Source organism: Photobacterium sp. SKA34, from assembly GCF_000153325.1.
Classification (GTDB): domain Bacteria; phylum Pseudomonadota; class Gammaproteobacteria; order Enterobacterales; family Vibrionaceae; genus Photobacterium.
Genome location: NZ_CH724141.1, coordinates 888,606 through 905,719 on the forward strand (window position 1 = coordinate 888,606; position 17,114 = coordinate 905,719).

General features: G+C 40.8%; 20 protein-coding genes. 15 read left to right on the plus strand and 5 right to left on the minus strand.

Annotation, left to right across the window (positions count from 1 at the left end):
* Positions 1-216: 216 nt before the first annotated feature.
* The 10 genes from agaR to SKA34_RS05540 all read left to right on the plus strand — a co-directional run bounded on the left by agaR (position 217) and on the right by SKA34_RS05540 (position 9,643).
* Positions 217-993, plus strand: coding sequence for a transcriptional repressor AgaR (gene agaR, locus SKA34_RS05495; RefSeq protein WP_006644517.1), 777 nt, complete (start codon positions 217-219; stop codon positions 991-993).
* 8 nt (positions 994-1,001) lie between these two features.
* Positions 1,002-2,324 (plus strand): D-tagatose-bisphosphate aldolase, class II, non-catalytic subunit, encoded by a 1,323-nt coding sequence (locus SKA34_RS05500; protein ID WP_006644518.1) that lies wholly within the window; start codon positions 1,002-1,004, stop codon positions 2,322-2,324.
* Positions 2,309-3,466, plus strand: coding sequence for an SIS domain-containing protein (locus tag SKA34_RS05505; RefSeq protein ID WP_006644519.1), 1,158 nt, complete (start codon positions 2,309-2,311; stop codon positions 3,464-3,466). Before SKA34_RS05500 ends, SKA34_RS05505 begins: the two co-directional genes overlap by 16 nt.
* 20 nt (positions 3,467-3,486) lie before the next feature.
* Positions 3,487-3,960 (plus strand): PTS N-acetylgalactosamine transporter subunit IIB, encoded by a 474-nt coding sequence (agaV, locus tag SKA34_RS05510; RefSeq protein WP_006644520.1) that lies wholly within the window; start codon positions 3,487-3,489, stop codon positions 3,958-3,960.
* 17 nt (positions 3,961-3,977) lie between these two features.
* Positions 3,978-4,754 (plus strand): PTS N-acetylgalactosamine transporter subunit IIC, encoded by a 777-nt coding sequence (gene agaW, locus SKA34_RS05515; RefSeq protein ID WP_006644521.1) that lies wholly within the window; start codon positions 3,978-3,980, stop codon positions 4,752-4,754.
* Positions 4,744-5,628 (plus strand): PTS N-acetylgalactosamine transporter subunit IID, encoded by an 885-nt coding sequence (gene agaE, locus SKA34_RS05520; RefSeq protein WP_006644522.1) that lies wholly within the window; start codon positions 4,744-4,746, stop codon positions 5,626-5,628. Before agaW ends, agaE begins: the two co-directional genes overlap by 11 nt.
* Positions 5,629-5,697: 69 nt before the next feature.
* Positions 5,698-6,138, plus strand: coding sequence for a PTS galactosamine/N-acetylgalactosamine transporter subunit IIA (gene agaF, locus SKA34_RS05525; RefSeq protein ID WP_006644523.1), 441 nt, complete (start codon positions 5,698-5,700; stop codon positions 6,136-6,138).
* Positions 6,128-7,333 (plus strand): N-acetylglucosamine-6-phosphate deacetylase, encoded by a 1,206-nt coding sequence (nagA, locus tag SKA34_RS05530; protein WP_006644524.1) that lies wholly within the window; start codon positions 6,128-6,130, stop codon positions 7,331-7,333. Before agaF ends, nagA begins: the two co-directional genes overlap by 11 nt.
* Positions 7,324-8,178, plus strand: a complete 855-nt coding sequence (locus SKA34_RS05535) for a tagatose bisphosphate family class II aldolase (RefSeq protein WP_006644525.1) — start codon at positions 7,324-7,326, stop codon at positions 8,176-8,178. Before nagA ends, SKA34_RS05535 begins: the two co-directional genes overlap by 10 nt.
* Positions 8,179-8,896: 718 nt before the next feature.
* Positions 8,897-9,643, plus strand: coding sequence for a hypothetical protein (locus SKA34_RS05540; RefSeq protein WP_006644526.1), 747 nt, complete (start codon positions 8,897-8,899; stop codon positions 9,641-9,643).
* A gap of 322 nt (positions 9,644-9,965) precedes the next feature.
* Here the strand turns inward: SKA34_RS05540 and SKA34_RS05545 are convergent, their stop codons facing one another.
* From SKA34_RS05545 to SKA34_RS05555, 3 genes are all read right to left on the minus strand, one after another.
* A complete protein-coding gene (locus tag SKA34_RS05545; RefSeq protein WP_039859729.1) occupies positions 9,966-10,253 on the minus strand; it encodes a hypothetical protein in 288 nt (95 codons plus the stop codon).
* A gap of 36 nt (positions 10,254-10,289) precedes the next feature.
* Positions 10,290-11,495, minus strand: coding sequence for an acetate/propionate family kinase (locus SKA34_RS05550; protein ID WP_006644527.1), 1,206 nt, complete (start codon positions 11,493-11,495; stop codon positions 10,290-10,292).
* Positions 11,496-11,923: 428 nt separating this feature from the next.
* On the minus strand, positions 11,924-12,586 hold the full coding sequence (locus tag SKA34_RS05555) for a CatB-related O-acetyltransferase (protein WP_006644528.1): 663 nt from the start codon (positions 12,584-12,586) through the stop codon (positions 11,924-11,926).
* A gap of 76 nt (positions 12,587-12,662) precedes the next feature.
* On the opposite strand from SKA34_RS05555, the gene SKA34_RS05560 reads away from it, so the two are divergent.
* The 5 genes from SKA34_RS05560 (at position 12,663) to SKA34_RS05575 (ending at position 14,934) form a co-directional block, all read left to right on the plus strand.
* Positions 12,663-13,118, plus strand: a complete 456-nt coding sequence (locus SKA34_RS05560) for a hypothetical protein (protein WP_006644529.1) — start codon at positions 12,663-12,665, stop codon at positions 13,116-13,118.
* A 218-nt stretch (positions 13,119-13,336) separates the two neighbouring features.
* Positions 13,337-13,525, plus strand: a complete 189-nt coding sequence (locus SKA34_RS22795) for a hypothetical protein (protein WP_232284218.1) — start codon at positions 13,337-13,339, stop codon at positions 13,523-13,525.
* A 106-nt stretch (positions 13,526-13,631) separates the two neighbouring features.
* Positions 13,632-14,003 (plus strand): DUF333 domain-containing protein, encoded by a 372-nt coding sequence (locus SKA34_RS05565; RefSeq protein WP_232284219.1) that lies wholly within the window; start codon positions 13,632-13,634, stop codon positions 14,001-14,003.
* 270 nt (positions 14,004-14,273) lie between these two features.
* Positions 14,274-14,537: a DUF333 domain-containing protein gene (locus SKA34_RS05570; RefSeq protein ID WP_006644531.1), complete on the plus strand. Its 264-nt coding sequence runs from the start codon at positions 14,274-14,276 to the stop codon at positions 14,535-14,537.
* A gap of 31 nt (positions 14,538-14,568) precedes the next feature.
* Positions 14,569-14,934, plus strand: coding sequence for a DUF333 domain-containing protein (locus tag SKA34_RS05575; RefSeq protein ID WP_006644532.1), 366 nt, complete (start codon positions 14,569-14,571; stop codon positions 14,932-14,934).
* A gap of 57 nt (positions 14,935-14,991) precedes the next feature.
* Here the strand turns inward: SKA34_RS05575 and SKA34_RS05580 are convergent, their stop codons facing one another.
* A complete protein-coding gene (locus SKA34_RS05580) occupies positions 14,992-16,230 on the minus strand; it encodes a tetratricopeptide repeat protein (RefSeq protein WP_232284220.1) in 1,239 nt (412 codons plus the stop codon).
* A 139-nt stretch (positions 16,231-16,369) separates the two neighbouring features.
* The gene (locus tag SKA34_RS05585) at positions 16,370-16,855 is read right to left on the minus strand and encodes a DUF11 domain-containing protein (RefSeq protein WP_006644534.1); all 486 of its coding nucleotides are present in this window, start codon (positions 16,853-16,855) and stop codon (positions 16,370-16,372) included.
* Between the last annotated feature and the right edge of the window lie 259 nt (positions 16,856-17,114).

The window sequence follows — 17,114 nt, forward strand, 5'->3', positions numbered from 1 at the left end:
ATGCAAAACTGGTTCTCAACACAAAAAACCCTCTTCAAAGTGAAAGAAAAGCTTTCACTTTCACCCAAGTGAAAGACCAAAACCAAACAAATCGAAAGAAAACCCTTTGTGATCCACCTTTCATTTTTATCCATTATTTACTGCTTTAATCCACACCAAAAGAAATCGAAACACTTCACTCCTTGAATTGAAATGTAACGAAAGGGGAATAGGTAAATGACCAGTGCAGAGAGAAGACAGCAAATCATGGCGCACATTCGCAACAATGGCTCAGGCAAAGTAGATGAGTTTACTCAGCAATACGACGTCTCAGCAGTCACGATTCGTCATGATCTCAACTTACTGGAAAAGGAAGGTTGTGTATTCCGTTGTTACGGTGGTGCGACATTAAACCCGAACTTTGCTTTCGAACAACCTTTACACCGTAAGGGTCAACTTAATCGCAGTGCCAAACAATACATTGCTGAAGCTGCGGCAAAGCTCGTTAACGATGGCGACACCATCATTTTAGATTCAGGCACCACCATAGGTCTGATGCCAAAGTACCTCAATAACAAACAGCATTTGGTGGTTATGACGAATGCGCTCAACACCGCTTATCAGTTGAGCAATAACAACAACGTTGATCTACACGTAGTTGGCGGCAATTTACGTCGCACATCATGTTCATTGACTGGCCATCAAGGTGAAGAGCAAGTTCGTGCTTATCTGTTCGACAAACTGTTTCTAGGTGTCGACGGATTTGATCTGCAAGCGGGTATTACCACGCCTGACAATCATGAGGCACAAATGAACCGCGCTATGTGCGACGTCGCTCGTCAAGTGATTGCCGTCGCAGACTCAAGCAAGTTCGGACGCAAGAGTTTTTGCATGATCCGAGCGGCACACCAAATCGATATTTTGGTTACAGACAGCAATATTCCACATGCTATTCACCAAGCCTTAACTGACTTGGGTGTCACCGTCATTCTTGCAGACCGAACTATAAATTAGGATTGAAAATGAAAGCGTTACTTTCTCTTATCGAGCGACACAAACAAGGAAATGCTACTGGTATTTACTCAGTTTGTTCTGCGCACCCACTTGTACTTGAAGCTGCAATTAAGCAAGCGGCACAAGACGATCAGCTTGTTTTAATTGAAGCCACATCAAACCAAGTGAATCAGTTTGGTGGCTACACAGGTATGTCACCAAAAGACTTCGCCGAACATGTGTTTGCCTTGGCTGAACATTTGAAATTCCCTGTTGAGAATATTGTTTTAGGTGGCGACCACTTAGGTCCTAACTGCTGGCAACATTTACCAGCTAACCAAGCAATGGAATATTCTGAGCAGATGATCAATGACTATGTCTTGGCAGGTTTTAAGAAAATCCACCTAGATTGCTCAATGTCATGTGCTGACGATAAAACCCTGCTAAGTGAAGCCATCATGGCAGAGCGCGCTGCCAAATTATGTTTGGTTGCAGAAAATGCATGGAAGATCGCAGGCGGTGAAGCACCTGTTTATGTTGTGGGGACTGAAGTCCCAACCCCTGGCGGTGCGCTCGAATCTTTAGAAGAAGAAGGGATTGAAGTCACTAAACCTCAAGAGGCCATCACGACACTTGAGGCTCACCATCAAGCGTTTAGCGATATGGGTCTTGGTTATGTGTGGCCTCGCATTATCGGTCTTGTTGTTCAGCCAGGTGTGGAATTTGACCATCACAGTGTACACCACTACGACAGTATTGCCGCGCAATCACTGAGCAACCTAATCAAGAGTCAGCCAAATCTTGTGTTTGAAGCGCACTCTACCGATTACCAAAACCCTGTGGCTTACCATGAATTAGTTCGCGACCATTTTGCCATCTTAAAGGTCGGCCCTGCTCTAACATTTGCTCTGCGTGAAGCTCTTTATGGCCTAGACCGCGCGGAAAAAGAGTGGTTAGGCACACATAATGCGTCTCATCTACGTGAAACCATTGAACAAGTGATGCATGAGCAACCAAACTACTGGCGCTCACACTATGCCAGTAAAGGGCATCAACAATTCTTAGACTGCAGCTACAGCTTAAGCGATCGCATTCGTTACTACTGGACTCATCCAGAAGTGCAAGCAGCGCAACAAGTAATGTTCGACAACTTAAATGTTAAACCGCTGCCTATGACTCTCCTTAGCCAATATTTACCAAATCAAGCTAAGGCTATTTCTCAACACCAAATACCAAATCAACCCGCTGAAATTGTGATGCACAAGATTATGGAAGTAACGCAAGTTTACTCTGAAGCTTGTTACACAAATACAGCGGTATCTAAGGAGACTATCAAATGCGATCATTTTTAGGCTATGAACTGCCGTGGTTAGAAGAACACAACGGTGTTCACACTGCACAAGAGATCAGCCACCAACCACGTTTATGGCGTGCACTATCTGACATTTTAGAACAACAATATGATGCTGTGAGTGCTTTTCTGAACCCGCTTCTTGCGCGTTCAGATCTACGTATCATTCTAACTGGTGCAGGTACCTCTGCATTCGTTGGTGATGCAGCAGCACCATTTATTAATGAAGGTCTTGGCTTCCGTGTTGAATCAATTCCAACCACGGACTTGGTGTCAAATCCAACAAAATACCTTGATCCAAGCCGTCCAACATTACTGGTCTCTTACGCTCGTTCAGGTAATAGCCCTGAGAGCGTGGCAGCCGTTGCCTTGGTTGATCAACTAGTACCTGATTGCCACCACTTATTTTTGACTTGTAACGCAGATGGCGCGCTGTCTGGTTATGCACAAACAGCAAACAACGCTTACTGCATGCTAATGCCAGAAGGCTCAAACGATAAAAGCTTTGCCATGACGTCAAGCTTTAGCTGCATGTTGATGTCAACACTGACGCTACTGGGCGGTCAAACGCCAGTTGAATGGAACAGGCAAATCGAATCCACTGCAGCACTTTGTGAAGGCAAACTAGAACAATGGCAAGCAGCAGTTAAAGAGTTAGCAAGACAACCTTTCCAACGCCTAATAGTTCTGGGAAGCGGCGGTTTTGCCGGTCTAGCACGTGAAGCATCACTTAAGTCCCTTGAGCTAAGTGCAGGTCAAGTGATGACGGCTTACGATTCATCTCTTGGTTTCCGCCATGGTCCTAAATTTACCATCGACCAAAGTGCACTAGTGATTCAATTGCTTTCAAGTGAAACCTACACGCGCCAATACGACATGGATCTGTTCAATGAAATCCGTCGTGATAAACAAGCGCTGGCACACATCGCAATCTCTGAACTGCCATTAAATGAAGAAGCGGTATTTGAGCTTGGTCAGCTTGACCTTGGCGACCAATGGCTGTGCTTCCCGTACCTCATTTTCTGCCAAATGTTGGCATTTGAAAAATCAATTCAACTCGGTTTGGGCCCAGATAATCCTTGTCCATCTGGTGAAGTAAATCGAGTGGTGCAAGGCGTCACTATCTACCCATACAACCAATAATAATTTTAAAGGAGATCATCATGCCAAATATCGTTTTAAGTCGTATCGACGAGCGTCTAGTTCACGGCCAAGTAGGTGTGCAGTGGGTAGGTTTTGCTTATGCCAACATTATCGTTGTGGTTAACGACGAAGTCTCTGAAGACACGATTCAACAAAACTTGATGGAAATGGTTCTTGCTGACGGCATCGCGATTCGTTTCTGGACAGTGCAAAAGACAATCGAAACCATCCACAAAGCATCAGATCGTCAACGCATTTTACTGGTTTGCCGCACGCCAAAAGACTTCCGTCAATTGGTTGAAGGTGGTGTGCCAATTAGCAATATCAACGTCGGTAACATGCACTACGCAGAAGATAAAAACCAAATAGCTAAAACAGTCTCAGTCGGTGCTGATGATGTGGCGGAATTTGGACGACTAAAAGCACTAGGCGTGACGTGCACTATTCAAGGTGTGCCAACTGAAAGTGGAACTGACCTCTTTACTCTTATCTAAACATAAGGACATCAATCATGGAAATAGGACTCTTACAGGCATTGATGCTCGGCATCCTAGCCTTCTTTGCTGGCCTAGATTTATTTAATGGTCTTACACACTTCCACCGTCCAGTAGTACTTGGTCCGCTAGTTGGTTTGATTTTAGGCGACTTGCAAACCGGTATTCTAGTGGGTGGTACGCTAGAACTGATTTGGATGGGTCTAGCGCCACTAGCGGGGGCTCAGCCACCAAACGTAATCATCGGTACTATCGTTGGTACGGCTTTCGCTATCACCACAAAAGTAGATCCTAACGTCGCGGTTGGTGTCGCTGTTCCTTTCGCTGTTGCTGTACAAATGGGTATCACTCTACTGTTCTCGGGTATGTCAGCAGTTATGTCTAAGTGTGATGAATTTGCACAAAACGCCGATACCGATGGTATCGAACGCGTGAACTACTTAGCACTTGCTGTTCTAGGTTCTTTCTACTTCCTATGTGCATTCTTACCAGTTTACCTAGGCGCTGATCACGCAGGAAAAATTGTTGAAATACTACCTAAAGACCTAATTGATGGTCTAGGCGTAGCTGGCGGCATTATGCCAGCTATCGGTTTCGCGGTACTGATGAAGATCATGATGAAGAACGCTTACATCCCTTACTTCATCCTAGGTTTTGTTGCTGCAGCATGGCTACAACTCCCAATCCTTGCGATTGCGGCCGCTGCAACAGCAATGGCAATTATCGACTTTATGCGCAAAACAGAAACGACTCCTGTAACTGCACCAGCTGAGGACTTTGAAGATGGAATCTAATGTAAGCAACGAACTGGACCTTAGTAAACATAACGCTGACGTGCAACCAGCTCCTGGTGTGAATTCAGATGAGTACGAAAACAAAGAGATTGGCGCAGATCTAACCAAAGCGGACATTAACCGCATGGCATGGCGCTCACTACTGCTCCAAGCATCATTCAACTACGAACGTATGCAGGCTTCTGGTTGGCTATACGGCCTATTACCTGCGCTGAAAAAGATTCACACCAATAAAGCTGACTTAGCAAAATCAATGCAAGGTCACATGGGTTTCTTCAACACACACCCATTCTTAGTGACATTTGTTATGGGCATTGTGTTGGCAATGGAACGTTCTAAACAGAACATCAACAGTATCCAAAGTACAAAGATTGCCGTTGGTGCACCAATGGGCGGCATCGGTGATGCGATGTTCTGGCTAACCCTTCTCCCTATCTGTGGTGGTATCGGTGCTGACCTTGCCCTGCAAGGCTCAATCATGGGTGCAGTGTTCTTTATCGTGCTGTTTAACGTGGTGCACTTCGCTCTGCGCTTTGGTCTTGCACACTATGCATACCGAATGGGGGTAGCGGCAATTCCGGTGATTAAAGCCAACACCAAGAAAGTAGGTCACGCGGCTTCAATGGTGGGTATGACGGTAATCGGTGCTCTAGTTGCAACTTACGTTCGCTTATCAACAACCGCTGAAATCAACGCAGGTGACGCAGTAGTCAAACTACAAGCAGACGTTATCGACAAACTGATGCCTTCGTTCCTACCACTGGTTTACACCTTAGGTATGTACGCACTAGTTAAACGTGGTTGGAGCCCACTAAAACTTATCGGTATTACAGTAGCACTAGGCATTGTGGGTCGCTTCATGGGCTTCCTATAACCCCAACGCTCGCCAAATCTTAAAAATAAAAAACGGGGCTGATACGTCAGCCCCAAGAAGGACTCACAAATGATTGCTGTTATTTTATCTGGTCACGGTGGTTTTGCTTCAGGCGTCGCAAAAGCGATTTTTCAGGTCATCGGTGAACAGCCACAATTCAAATTTATCGACTTCCCAGAAGAGGCTACAACTCTTCAATTTGAAGCACAAATGCGTAAAGCGATCGCAGAAATTGATTCTGGTGAAGGTATTGTATTTCTGACAGATCTATTAGGTGGTACGCCTTTTCGTACAGCATCTCTACTAAGCCAAGAGCGCGACGATATCGAAGTTGTGACAGGCACGAACCTACAAATGGCAGCAGAAATGTTGCTAGAGCGCGACGAACTTAAGCTTATCGAATTCCGCGACCAAGCGGTGAAATGTGGCCACCGCGGGATCACTTCACTCGCGGCTGAAATGTCAGCTAAAGAAACACACCAGGAAGAGGTTGAAGAGGATGGTATCTAATCAACTATCACCAACTCATCAAAGCTATCGTGCTCAGCGCGTGTTGCACGGGGATACTTGGCTTAACAATGCGTTAGTGACGATCAGTGACAATGGCACTATCACCGCTATCGAGCCATTTAACCACCAGCAGCATAGTGACTTTATCGATTTAGGTGAAGTGAGTCTGATGCCGGGCATGATTGATACTCATGTCCATGGCGCGCAAGGCTGCGATGTGATGGATGCCTGTCACGCTAGTTTAAATACCATGTCGCAATACTTTGCCAGCCTTGGCGTCACCGGATTTGTGGCAACCACCGTAACAGCACCCGTTACAAAAATTCGATCAGCCCTTCAGCAAGTGGCTATGAGCATGAAGCAAGGTGTTGACGGTGCAGAAATCCTAGGTGCCTATTTAGAGGGGCCTTACTTTACTGAAAAAAACAAAGGTGCCCACCCTAACGCTTGGTTTCGTGACTTATCCGTTGAAGAGCTAGATAACTGGATCTCTTACGCTGATAACCACCTAATTACGGTTGCTCTAGCGCCTGAAAAAGCGGGAGCAATCGAAGCGATTCGATACTTACGTCAGCAAGGTATCAAAGTCATGCTTGGGCATACCGATGCTAGCTATGACCAAGTTCAACAAGCATTAGACGCTGGCGCGAATGGCATTGTGCATTGCTACAACGGCATGCGTGGTCTTCATCATCGCGACCCTGGTGTAGTTGGTGCAGGTCTGCTGCATTTCAACAGCTATGTCGAGATGATTGCTGACGGTCACCATGTTCATCCTGCGGCTATTGATGTCGCCCATCGCTGTTGTGGCAACCGCCTCACGCTTATCACTGATGCAATGAGTGCGACAGGGATGCCAAATGGTGAATACGTTCTCGGTGAATACACCGTGAATATGAAAGATGGCGTGGTCACCACCGATGCGGGCGGTTTAGCTGGCAGCACTCTCACGATGCCTCACGCAGTACGAAACATTCAACAGTGGCTCGACTTGCCACTGGAGCAAGCATGGCTGATGGCGTCTTTAACCCCAGCAAAATCCTTAGGCTTGCAAGACCAATTAGGCAGCTTAGAAGTTGGCAAACGCGCTTCTATGGTTGCAATTACATCTGATTTATCAATTTTTAAGACTTGGGTTGATGGACGCCTTATCTTTAAGGCGCAACAACCAAGTCAGGAGGCTCTATGTATCTAATTTCTTCTCGTGAAATGCTAAAACGTGCTCAAAAAGGCGGTTACGCGGTTCCTGCATTTAATATCCACAACCTAGAGACTGTTCAAGTTATCGTTGAAACAGCATCGAAAATGGGCTCTCCTGTAATTTTGGCTGGCACGCCAGGCACTTACGATTACGCTGGTACTGATTACCTGATCAATATTTGTAAGTCAGCAGCCCAAAAACATAAAATCCCTTTGGTGCTTCATCTTGATCACCATGAAGATCAGCAAGATATCTACAATAAAGTGAATCAAGGCATCCGCTCAGTCATGATTGATGGTTCACACTATGCCTTTGACCAAAACATCGAAATCGTACGTTCAGTGGTTGATTACTGTAACCGTTTTGATGCCAGCGTTGAGGCTGAGCTGGGGCGTCTAGGCGGTCAGGAAGATGATCTTATCGTCGACAGCGCTGATGCACTAATGACAAACCCTGCATCAGCAGCTGAGTTTGTTCGCCGCACAGGTATTGACTCGCTAGCGGTGGCTATCGGTACTGCACATGGCCTATACAAAGCAGAGCCTAAATTGGATTTTGAGCGTCTAGATAAAATCCGTTCAGTCGTAGATATCCCATTGGTACTTCACGGCGCATCCGGTGTGCCAGATGAGATGGTTCGTCGCTGTATCGACCTTGGTATTTGCAAAGTAAACGTCGCAACTGAGCTGAAAATCGCTTTCTCGGATGCGGTAAAACACTACTTCGGCGATCACCCTGACGCAAATGACCCACGTAAGTACATCATTCCAGGTAAAGCAGCAATGAAAGAAGTGGTGATGAGTAAGATCCGTGTGTGTGGAAGTGAAGGCCGTATCTAGGTCGTTTCATTAAGCGCTTTTATAACCTTCAATCTGTCTTTCCTAAAAGCTGCAGGTTAACTTCCCCCAACTTATAGTCGGTGTTATTTAAGGGAGCCTATAAAGGCTTCCTTTTTTATCTCAGTTTATCGACTAACGTACTCATTCTAATCAATAAGCAATTTTTATAAAGTAACTTATTATCAAAAAAATCGTTCCCTCGAATTTATTCACATAGTTATACTTAATAAATATAATCTATGACATCCTTATTTAGTGGTTACAACATTAAAGAGAAAAGTGACAATCTTTAGGGGGTATGTTGCTGTGTATAGTAAATATTACAGATATACAAAATTAAAAAAACAAGACCACCTAAAGTATCATTTACTCCCCCAGATTTTTCAGATACAACATATAAATTTATTTATATCGCTAATTTTAAACTTAAATTTTCTGATCGAAGATTACTGAAAATACTATTAACCTACCCAACAACTCAAACATATTAACAGATAAGTTATTACAGCAAACACTGATTTTAAATAAAAGTCAAAAATTAAAGAGGTCTTAAATTTTGATAATAGTGATCATACTCATTAAGTTTAAATAGTTTATTTCATGTTATTTCTATCACATTTTTTAAAATTCATTATAAGCAAAATAATGTTTTTATTTTACCCAAAGCACTTTTGTGCAACTATATGCATACATACGTTATCTTATATTTGGTGCTCACATGAAAAAAATAGCTATAGCTCTCACTGTTATTGCCTCTATTTCTTTAACTGGCTGTCAAGCAACAAAGCAAGCACAACAAGACAGTCTAAATAGTAACATCGTTGATATTAATGACCGCATGATTAACATGACACGTGGCGTGGTTTTAACGTTTGATCCTGTGAAAGTAAAACCAGAACAACTTAAAAATCAGTCAGCTCAAGTGGTTGGCTCTGGATTAGTAGCTGGAGGACTTGGCGGTGCATTAATAAGCGGATCGAGAGATGGCTTAGCTATCGGACTTGGTACAGCATTGATTGGTGGCCTAACATTATTGGCAGATGGATTATCTGAGCCAGATTTAGTAGATGCTTATCGCTATACAGTACAATCTCAAAAAACAGGCGATCTATTGGAAGTTTATCAAGTCGATACCGCACCTATAATTGAAGGTTCTTCTGTATTTGTTCGCGCTTATCAATCTGGGCGCTTAACCGTTCGCTTGGACACAACACAAGGTCAAGTTTTCCAACGTGCCAACGATACTAACTTTGCCGGAAAAGGACGATTAACAGCACAAGAGCGTAAAGAAAAGCTTGAAGATGTGGCATTTGAGAGAACATTACGAAATGATAAAACTGATGAAGTCTTACAAGAACAGTATCGAAAAGCATTAAAAATCAAAACAGAAAAACTTAGCGAAACTATTGATGCAAAAAATAAAGCTTTACGTAATAGTAAAACGACAAACATCAATATTCAGTAAATATAAAAGTAGTATGAAATTCGATACTATCACAAAGATTATTAATGACTACTGATAACAAACTTTCGGAGTTTAGAAAAGCTAAGATAGCTTACAAAGTCTTTAATCTAGAGCTTTTTATAAGTGTCTCATATATCTTTGTTACAACAAATATAAGCAAGGAATTTGAAGGATTAATTTCAGAGTATTTAATAAATTAATTTTTCTTAATTTTCTTACTATAACTTTTATAGTAATAGTTTAGCTTATTCAATAAAGAGAGACTGACAATTTTTTCTCTCTTTATATTGAAGAACATCATAAAAAAGAATATTGCAATACTTTAATTTTTTTCAGATAAATGAGTGAATATTTCAGTATCCACTATGCCGCCTGATATTGATAACGGCTTAAAGCTTACCAAAGCTTGTAACAAGTTCTTAACTTGCATATTTTGTTGAAACGCTAAAATTGAGCCAAATAATTGCTGATCTGGTTGAAGATAGCTTTTGAGGGATTTATGACATCTTCTTGTAATAATCAGAAGAACGAAAAAACGGCTCTTTACTAAAGCAAAGAGCCGTTTTCCCGTTCCGCATACTTTGGCGTTCCAAACCAGAGTATTATCCAAGCCGTTCCACTCGGAGATCTAATGCGTTATTCCCACTTAAGCGTGTAATAGCGCCATTGATTCATTTGCAATTACCCACTCTTCATTGGTTGGAATAACCATAGCAAGTGGTGTATTTGGCTTGCTGATAATGCCTTGCGCACCAAAACGTGCAGCTGTGTTACCTTCTACATCTTCTTGGTAACCAAAGATCTTCATTAGACGAAGGATTTCACTACGAATTTGCATAGCATTTTCACCAATACCACCAGTAAAAATAATGCCATCAAGTTCGTCTAGTGCAACCATATAAGATGCAATGTATTTAGCTACGCGATAAGTAAATAATTCGAATGCTAGCTTAGCACCATGAAAGTGAGGATGACTTTCATCTTCCATTGCTTCAAGAATACCACGGCAGTCGCTAGTAAAGCCTGAAACACCAAGGAAACCAGAGTTGTTAATAAGCTCTTTCTCAAGACGCTCTTCACTCCAACCTTTCTTCAATAAGTACTCAAGAACACTTGGGTCGATATCACCACAACGTGTACCCATCATTAGGCCAGCTAGTGGAGTGAAGCCCATTGACGTATCAATACTTTCACCATTTTTAACAACACATACTGATGCGCCGTTACCTAAGTGAACTGAAATAAAGCTTGATTCATCAGCAGGCTTATTAACTACTTTTGCAGCTTCGCGCGTTACGTAGAAGTGGCTTGTACCGTGGAAGCCGTAACGACGAATGTTATATTCTTTACTTACTTCTTGAGAAATAGCATAAGTATATGCTTTTTCTGGCATTGTTTGGTGGAATGCAGTGTCAAAAATTGCATACTGAGACAGTGTTGGGAATGCTTTGCTTGCTGCTCGCATACCGATAACGTGTGCAGGGTTATGTAGCGGTGCTAAATCACTTAGTGATTCGATGTCAGCGATAACTTTTTCATCGATCTTAACAGTACGATCAAATAAGTTACCACCTTGAACAACACGGTGACCAACAGCGACGATATTTTCTTTTAGACCTAGCTCTTCAACTAGATCAACAATACGGTCAATAGATTGTTGGTGGTGATTTTCTAAACCGTCAAGTTTGTACTCATGTTTTTCACCATTAACTTTCCAGCTAACTACTGCTTCAGGGAGGCCGAAGCACTCACCAAGGCCGCTTAACGTAGCTTCACCGTTGACAGTATCAATTAAAGCAAATTTAAGTGAAGAACTACCAGAATTGATTACAAGAACTAAAGAATTGCTCATGGTTATCTCATCATTATTTTTAAGGGCAAATTTCGGATATCACTATCCACCTTGAAGCTAGCTCACTGAAAATGTCGGAAAAGGAATCTATCAACAAGCTTGCTCAACCATCTTACTCAATTTTATTTGAATGTCTCAACTTTTGTTTTAAAAAAAACTCAAAAATTGAATTTTTACTGGTTTAGATCAATTTTTTAACTAAAAAACGATTTTTTCAGCATAATAATTCATCCAAATTTCAAATTTAGTTGATCATTTATCGTAGAGTTAAGCATAAAATACGAATTTTTAGCATTGAATAATTGTAAATCAATGTAATATTTTCAACTTAGGCTAAATTCAATGACAAAAAGGCATATAGGAAGGGAGTATTTCAAAAAGCGAATGCTTTCATAAAATAACTAAAAATAAGTTTATAATTTACATTATTATTTTACATTGGCTAAATAATATTGATAAAGCTCATTGACTTGAGCACTACACATCAACGGCATTGCTGCTTTTAATGCAGATTTAGGCCAATTCCACCACTGCATCTCTAGCAACAAGGCGATCTGCTGCTCAGTAAATCGTTTTTTAACACATCGCGATGGGTTACCCACCACAACAGAATAGGGTTCAACATCTTTTGTTACAACGGCACGAGTACCAATTACGGCACCATCAGCTATTTTGACTCCAGGTAAAATAACGCATTCAGCACCGAACCAAACATCGTTACCAACAACAGTATCGCCTGCTCGTTGGATCTCTGTTTTTACGCCATCTCCAAATTCTTGGAAATCAAATGGGAATGTTGAGATCCAATCATGTCGGTGTCCTTGATTACCCGACAGCATAAATACAACTCCTGTGGCAATAGAGCAATAACGACCAATAATTAAATGATCGACATCCCCAAAAAGACCTGACTGCCAAACTTCACTAGTGGACTTATCACCAAGTAGGTAATGAACACATTGATCTTCAAAATGATGCTGATGGTAATAGCCAGAATAATAACTGTAATCTCCAACTTTAATATTAGGATTAGTGATATATCGGTTAATTTCATACCCCCCTAACCAAGAGGGAAAAATAGAGGATTCCATATCAAACCTTCTTTATGTTTATTAGTGTAAAAAGCGTATTATTAATGATGTATTAACCTTTTGGGATATAACCACAATGATTGCTCAACTCTATAACGCTTATTTAGGTGAACTTTATGGCATTGTTTTTTTCAAGACCTTTGCTGAAAAGTATAGTGACGATAGCCATAACAACAAATGGCAAACATTAATAAAGGTTGAAGAACTAACGGCTCAATGTTTAAAAGATGGACTGGAAACATTAGGACACCCTTGCTCTGATTACGATCAAGATATGGAAACGAAAGGTCTTGCTGATGCTAATAAGTGGCTTGCATTACCTTGGCAAAAGTTAGTAGATACGATGGTTCCATGGGTTGCTCCCTTCCAGCAGCGCTACCAACAACAGGCAGATGAGGCCACAGAACATCGCGCTTTATTTACGTTAGTCGCTGATCATGAAAATGCGATTTATAATTATTTGCTGGCAGAGCAACAAGGGGATAACAATGCCCTTGATATATTGACCACATTTATTAATAAATACGCCTAATTATTTTATTAGAGTAAGATTTATCTTCATTCTTGCTCTAATAACCTACTGATAAAAATAAATTATTTTCAACTCATATACTTTTTTCACAGCCAGATAACCAGACCCTTTCATTCCCCTGACATTTGAACAACGTTTTTAATTGACAATACATAAAACACATTCAGTTGCTGAATGCTCGCTATTAAACGAGGCTATTGTTTAATAAGGATTAGATATTGAAAAGAAAGTACTCCTACTTTCTATACTTACAGCAACATCATTCGTTGGCTGTAAATCATTACCTATTCGATCCTATGCAAACATGGCAAACCCAGCAGCAACGTATAGTGTTAATTATGAAGAATATAGACGGAAGCGATACTGGATTATGTCGCTTCCATGACGAAAGCCTATGTGATGCATAGGCATTCCAGCGTGGTAACTGTAAAAGTGAGGCTAAAGCTCCCATCGTTTACAGTTCAACACAATAATTGATTGTACAATCTCTCTATTATTAATATCGGAAGGTTAATGATGAAAAAATTACTACTTGTTGTAGGTTTACTGCTTTCAGGCTCTGTTTTTGCGTTTGGTAATCCAGCATCAGATTTTTGTGTACAACATGGTGGTCATGTTGATATTCGTACCCCATTAGGTGGCGATGGTGAAAAAGGTTACTGTGTCTTTAACGACGGTAGCTCATGTGAAGAATACGCATTCATGAAAGGTCAATGTAAGCCATCAGGTAAAACACACAAACAAAAATTGATTGACCACTGTGTTAAAAAAGGTGGGTTTGCAACAGGTGATGTATGTAAGTTCGCTAAATGGAATACGACATGTAATCTAGAAGACTTCTATAATCACAAATGTAACCGAAAAAATGGCAACCGCCTTTACTAATTAGTCTCTTCCCCCTGACTAATGACTAAATTAACGGCTTAACATTTTGTTAAGCCGTTTTTTTATAACTTTTTTAACTCCTTAGTTAGCAGCCAAACCACCACACATTTATAAAATCAGTCACAATTTAATAGTTCTTTAGCTATTGAAAGTATTCTTTTGTCATTTCCCTGACATTCGAACAGTGTTTTAAATACACAATACGCCAAAATCATTCATCATGTGAATAGATATACGAAACGAAGCCATCGTTTAAATAAGGATTAGATTATGAAAAAGACATTATTGCTACTTTCTCTTATTGCTTCAGCCTCATTGGTTGGTTGTAAAACACTACCAACTCAACCAACTGCAAACATGGCAAATCCAGCAGCAACATACTGTGTTGAACATGGTGGCAATTATCAAATTACAACGAATAAAGATGGAAGCCAAGCTGGCGTCTGTCATTTCAAGAACGGTAGCCAGTGTGATGGATGGGAATATCTACGTGGTGAGTGTAAACCCGCTGCTAAAAAACCAATTTTGTACTAATTTCGGTCATTATTAAAAAGAGAAAATTAACATGAAAAAGTTTTTATTAGTGATTGGACTATTAATTTCAACGGCCGCTTGTGCTCACGGTCCGCACGGTAATCCTGCTTCTATCTATTGCGAACACCATGGTGGTCAATCAGTTATTGTTGATGGCCAAGGTTACTGCCGTCTACCTAGCGGCCAAATGTGTGATGAGTGGGCTTACAAAGAAGGCAAGTGTTCACAGCATAAACAAGACAAGAAACAAAAATGGGTGAACTATTGTGTAAAACACAAAGGTACCGCTATTGGTAACAAGTGTCACTTTAATAAACAAGGTACACAATGTAGCTTAAAATCCTTTTACAACGGCACCTGTAAAAAGCATCACCATAAACATCCAAAAGTATACTAATCATCTGATTAAAATACTAAGTGAAGACAGCTCAACATTTTTTGAGCTGTTTTCGTTTTACTTCTTTATATCATCGCAAGCTTTCGATGCCGTTTGAAGCATCACATCTGACGATGATGGGCCCCATGATGTTGTCCAATCATCTAGCCCCATTGCAGGCTTTTCCTCTTCATCATCAGTTTCTATAGCATCAGCCTCTGTCTGCGATATTGCTATATCTTCTTTTATTGATGTTTCATGATTATCATTCATGGCATCTTGAGTCTCACCCAGTAATTCAATATCAGCGAGGGTTGGACGATACCCTTTACGACCATAGCAATCGTCTAATAAAGTAATAACCGAGTGAGGGATAACGGGCTGATTCTTTATTATTTTATAGACTTCCTTTGCAATATTTTGAACATTTAGGATAGATTCAATACCAATAAAAGGCGCGGCTTTATCTCTTGCTACTCTTGCTTTTTTATAACCGCCAGCATATGCCATTGAAAACCAAATATAAGCAATTGCAGCATTATTTGCACATTCGCCTAAATGCATTTTACCTACTAAATATTGTGCTTCTGGATGATTATGTTCCGCCGCGCGCTCTAACCAGTATTTGACACCTTCCACACTCCTTTCAACACCCAACCCGACTTTATAACAAAATGCAGTTTTCATTAAACCATCAAGATCATTGTGTTTCGCCGCTTGTATCCGCCAATAAAAGGCTTGTTCGGGTAAGTAATGATCGGTTTCTTCAACGACATACCAATCAGAAAGAAACAGTAAAGCAGGAAGAAAACCTTCAATAGCTGCTTGCTTGATATAATCAATACCCAAAGTTGGATCAGTCTCTCCCCCTTTGCCTTGGATCAGTAACACCCCAAAACGAAACAATGATTCAGGTGATTTTTGCTTTGCATCAATAAGCGCTTGCCAGTAATTAGCTTTGAGCATTGCTTGTTGATCCAAAGGATCACGACGATACAGACGTGCCAAGGCATATTGCGCCATTTCATTATCTTGCGCTGCCGCTTTTTCATACCACTCAATTGCCACAATAGGATTCGTCACTTCACATTCTTTTGCTAAAGATAACTGACTCGATATATGCCCTGTACTGGCTTTATAAATTTTTTCTTCTCTTTCAGCCTGTTTGGCCTTCTCTAACACTTGTTTATATTTAATGTCTTTTAATATTCGCTGGTGTTTTTCTTGCTGCTGCATATTTCTGGTAGAAAAGTAACGTGAAATCAACCAGCCTAAAACGATAATAGGAATAATAAACAGCCAAGTAACATCAAACATAATCATTAACTCAGGTCGCGAACGCATATGAGTGATTATCGGCTAAGGCATAATAAACTAAAGTAATTGTCTATAAGCATTAGACCTTGATCATTGTTCCAGTATTTTCATTGCCAATATTGCGATATAAACAAGTACTTCAATTGTTTATTTTTACTCGGTACACCACTAAACCTGATTCACCACCTGAGAGACCACCCTTCAAAGACCAAAGAATATCGCCTTTATAGCCGGCACTATTAGTGCCATTAGGTGTTGCTATTTTGCAGCTCAATGAAGAAGGGAGTAATAATGCGTCACAGGTAACTGCTTGCTGAGCACTGGTAAATTCTGGCGTGCTATCATGCAGTACCATATTTAGAATATCGCCAACGCCAGTATTCGTAAATTCGATACGGTATTCTAAAATATCCCCTGGATTTGCTACCGTACTACTTACACTTGCCGGTGTATTTTGGGTAATATTTTGCACCGTTTTCGTCAATGTTAAATGGCCACTTTCAAAGGAACGACTCGAAATATTAGCAACACTGCCATCTTCAGCAGAATAAGCGAAAGGAAGATACGATAGGAATATACTTGAAAATATGAATAGAGGAGCAATCACTCTTACAATGCGTCGCATAATAAAACCCACCAAGACTATAAATCAATAGGTTAAAGTTATTTTCTTTCATTTTATTTTTATTATGAAAATACACTCAGCCACGTTGAGTATATTTAATTAACATTATTGAGATATCTCATTTATGAGATATCGCCTTCGCATTTAAGAACAATCTTAGGATCATGAATGGCTTTACCTAGACGGATCACCCAATAAATCATTGCCTAAATTTATTATTCTTTCAGATTAAGATGCAGTTAAATAAAAATGATCAATG

Coding starts and splice junctions, on each gene's coding strand:
- SKA34_RS05565 (WP_232284219.1), top strand. CDS start 13,632: ATGATGAAAAAATTACTACTTGTTGTAGGTTTACTGCTTTCAGGCTCT.
- nagA (WP_006644524.1), top strand. CDS start 6,128: ATGGTATCTAATCAACTATCACCAACTCATCAAAGCTATCGTGCTCAG.
- SKA34_RS05550 (WP_006644527.1), bottom strand. CDS start 11,495: ATGAGCAATTCTTTAGTTCTTGTAATCAATTCTGGTAGTTCTTCACTT.
- agaF (WP_006644523.1), top strand. CDS start 5,698: ATGATTGCTGTTATTTTATCTGGTCACGGTGGTTTTGCTTCAGGCGTC.
- SKA34_RS05560 (WP_006644529.1), top strand. CDS start 12,663: ATGATTGCTCAACTCTATAACGCTTATTTAGGTGAACTTTATGGCATT.
- SKA34_RS05580 (WP_232284220.1), bottom strand. CDS start 16,230: ATGTTTGATGTTACTTGGCTGTTTATTATTCCTATTATCGTTTTAGGC.
- SKA34_RS05505 (WP_006644519.1), top strand. CDS start 2,309: ATGCGATCATTTTTAGGCTATGAACTGCCGTGGTTAGAAGAACACAAC.
- agaR (WP_006644517.1), top strand. CDS start 217: ATGACCAGTGCAGAGAGAAGACAGCAAATCATGGCGCACATTCGCAAC.
- SKA34_RS05535 (WP_006644525.1), top strand. CDS start 7,324: ATGTATCTAATTTCTTCTCGTGAAATGCTAAAACGTGCTCAAAAAGGC.
- SKA34_RS05555 (WP_006644528.1), bottom strand. CDS start 12,586: ATGGAATCCTCTATTTTTCCCTCTTGGTTAGGGGGGTATGAAATTAAC.
- agaV (WP_006644520.1), top strand. CDS start 3,487: ATGCCAAATATCGTTTTAAGTCGTATCGACGAGCGTCTAGTTCACGGC.
- agaE (WP_006644522.1), top strand. CDS start 4,744: ATGGAATCTAATGTAAGCAACGAACTGGACCTTAGTAAACATAACGCT.
- SKA34_RS05570 (WP_006644531.1), top strand. CDS start 14,274: ATGAAAAAGACATTATTGCTACTTTCTCTTATTGCTTCAGCCTCATTG.
- agaW (WP_006644521.1), top strand. CDS start 3,978: ATGGAAATAGGACTCTTACAGGCATTGATGCTCGGCATCCTAGCCTTC.
- SKA34_RS05540 (WP_006644526.1), top strand. CDS start 8,897: ATGAAAAAAATAGCTATAGCTCTCACTGTTATTGCCTCTATTTCTTTA.
- SKA34_RS05500 (WP_006644518.1), top strand. CDS start 1,002: ATGAAAGCGTTACTTTCTCTTATCGAGCGACACAAACAAGGAAATGCT.
- SKA34_RS05575 (WP_006644532.1), top strand. CDS start 14,569: ATGAAAAAGTTTTTATTAGTGATTGGACTATTAATTTCAACGGCCGCT.
- SKA34_RS05585 (WP_006644534.1), bottom strand. CDS start 16,855: ATGCGACGCATTGTAAGAGTGATTGCTCCTCTATTCATATTTTCAAGT.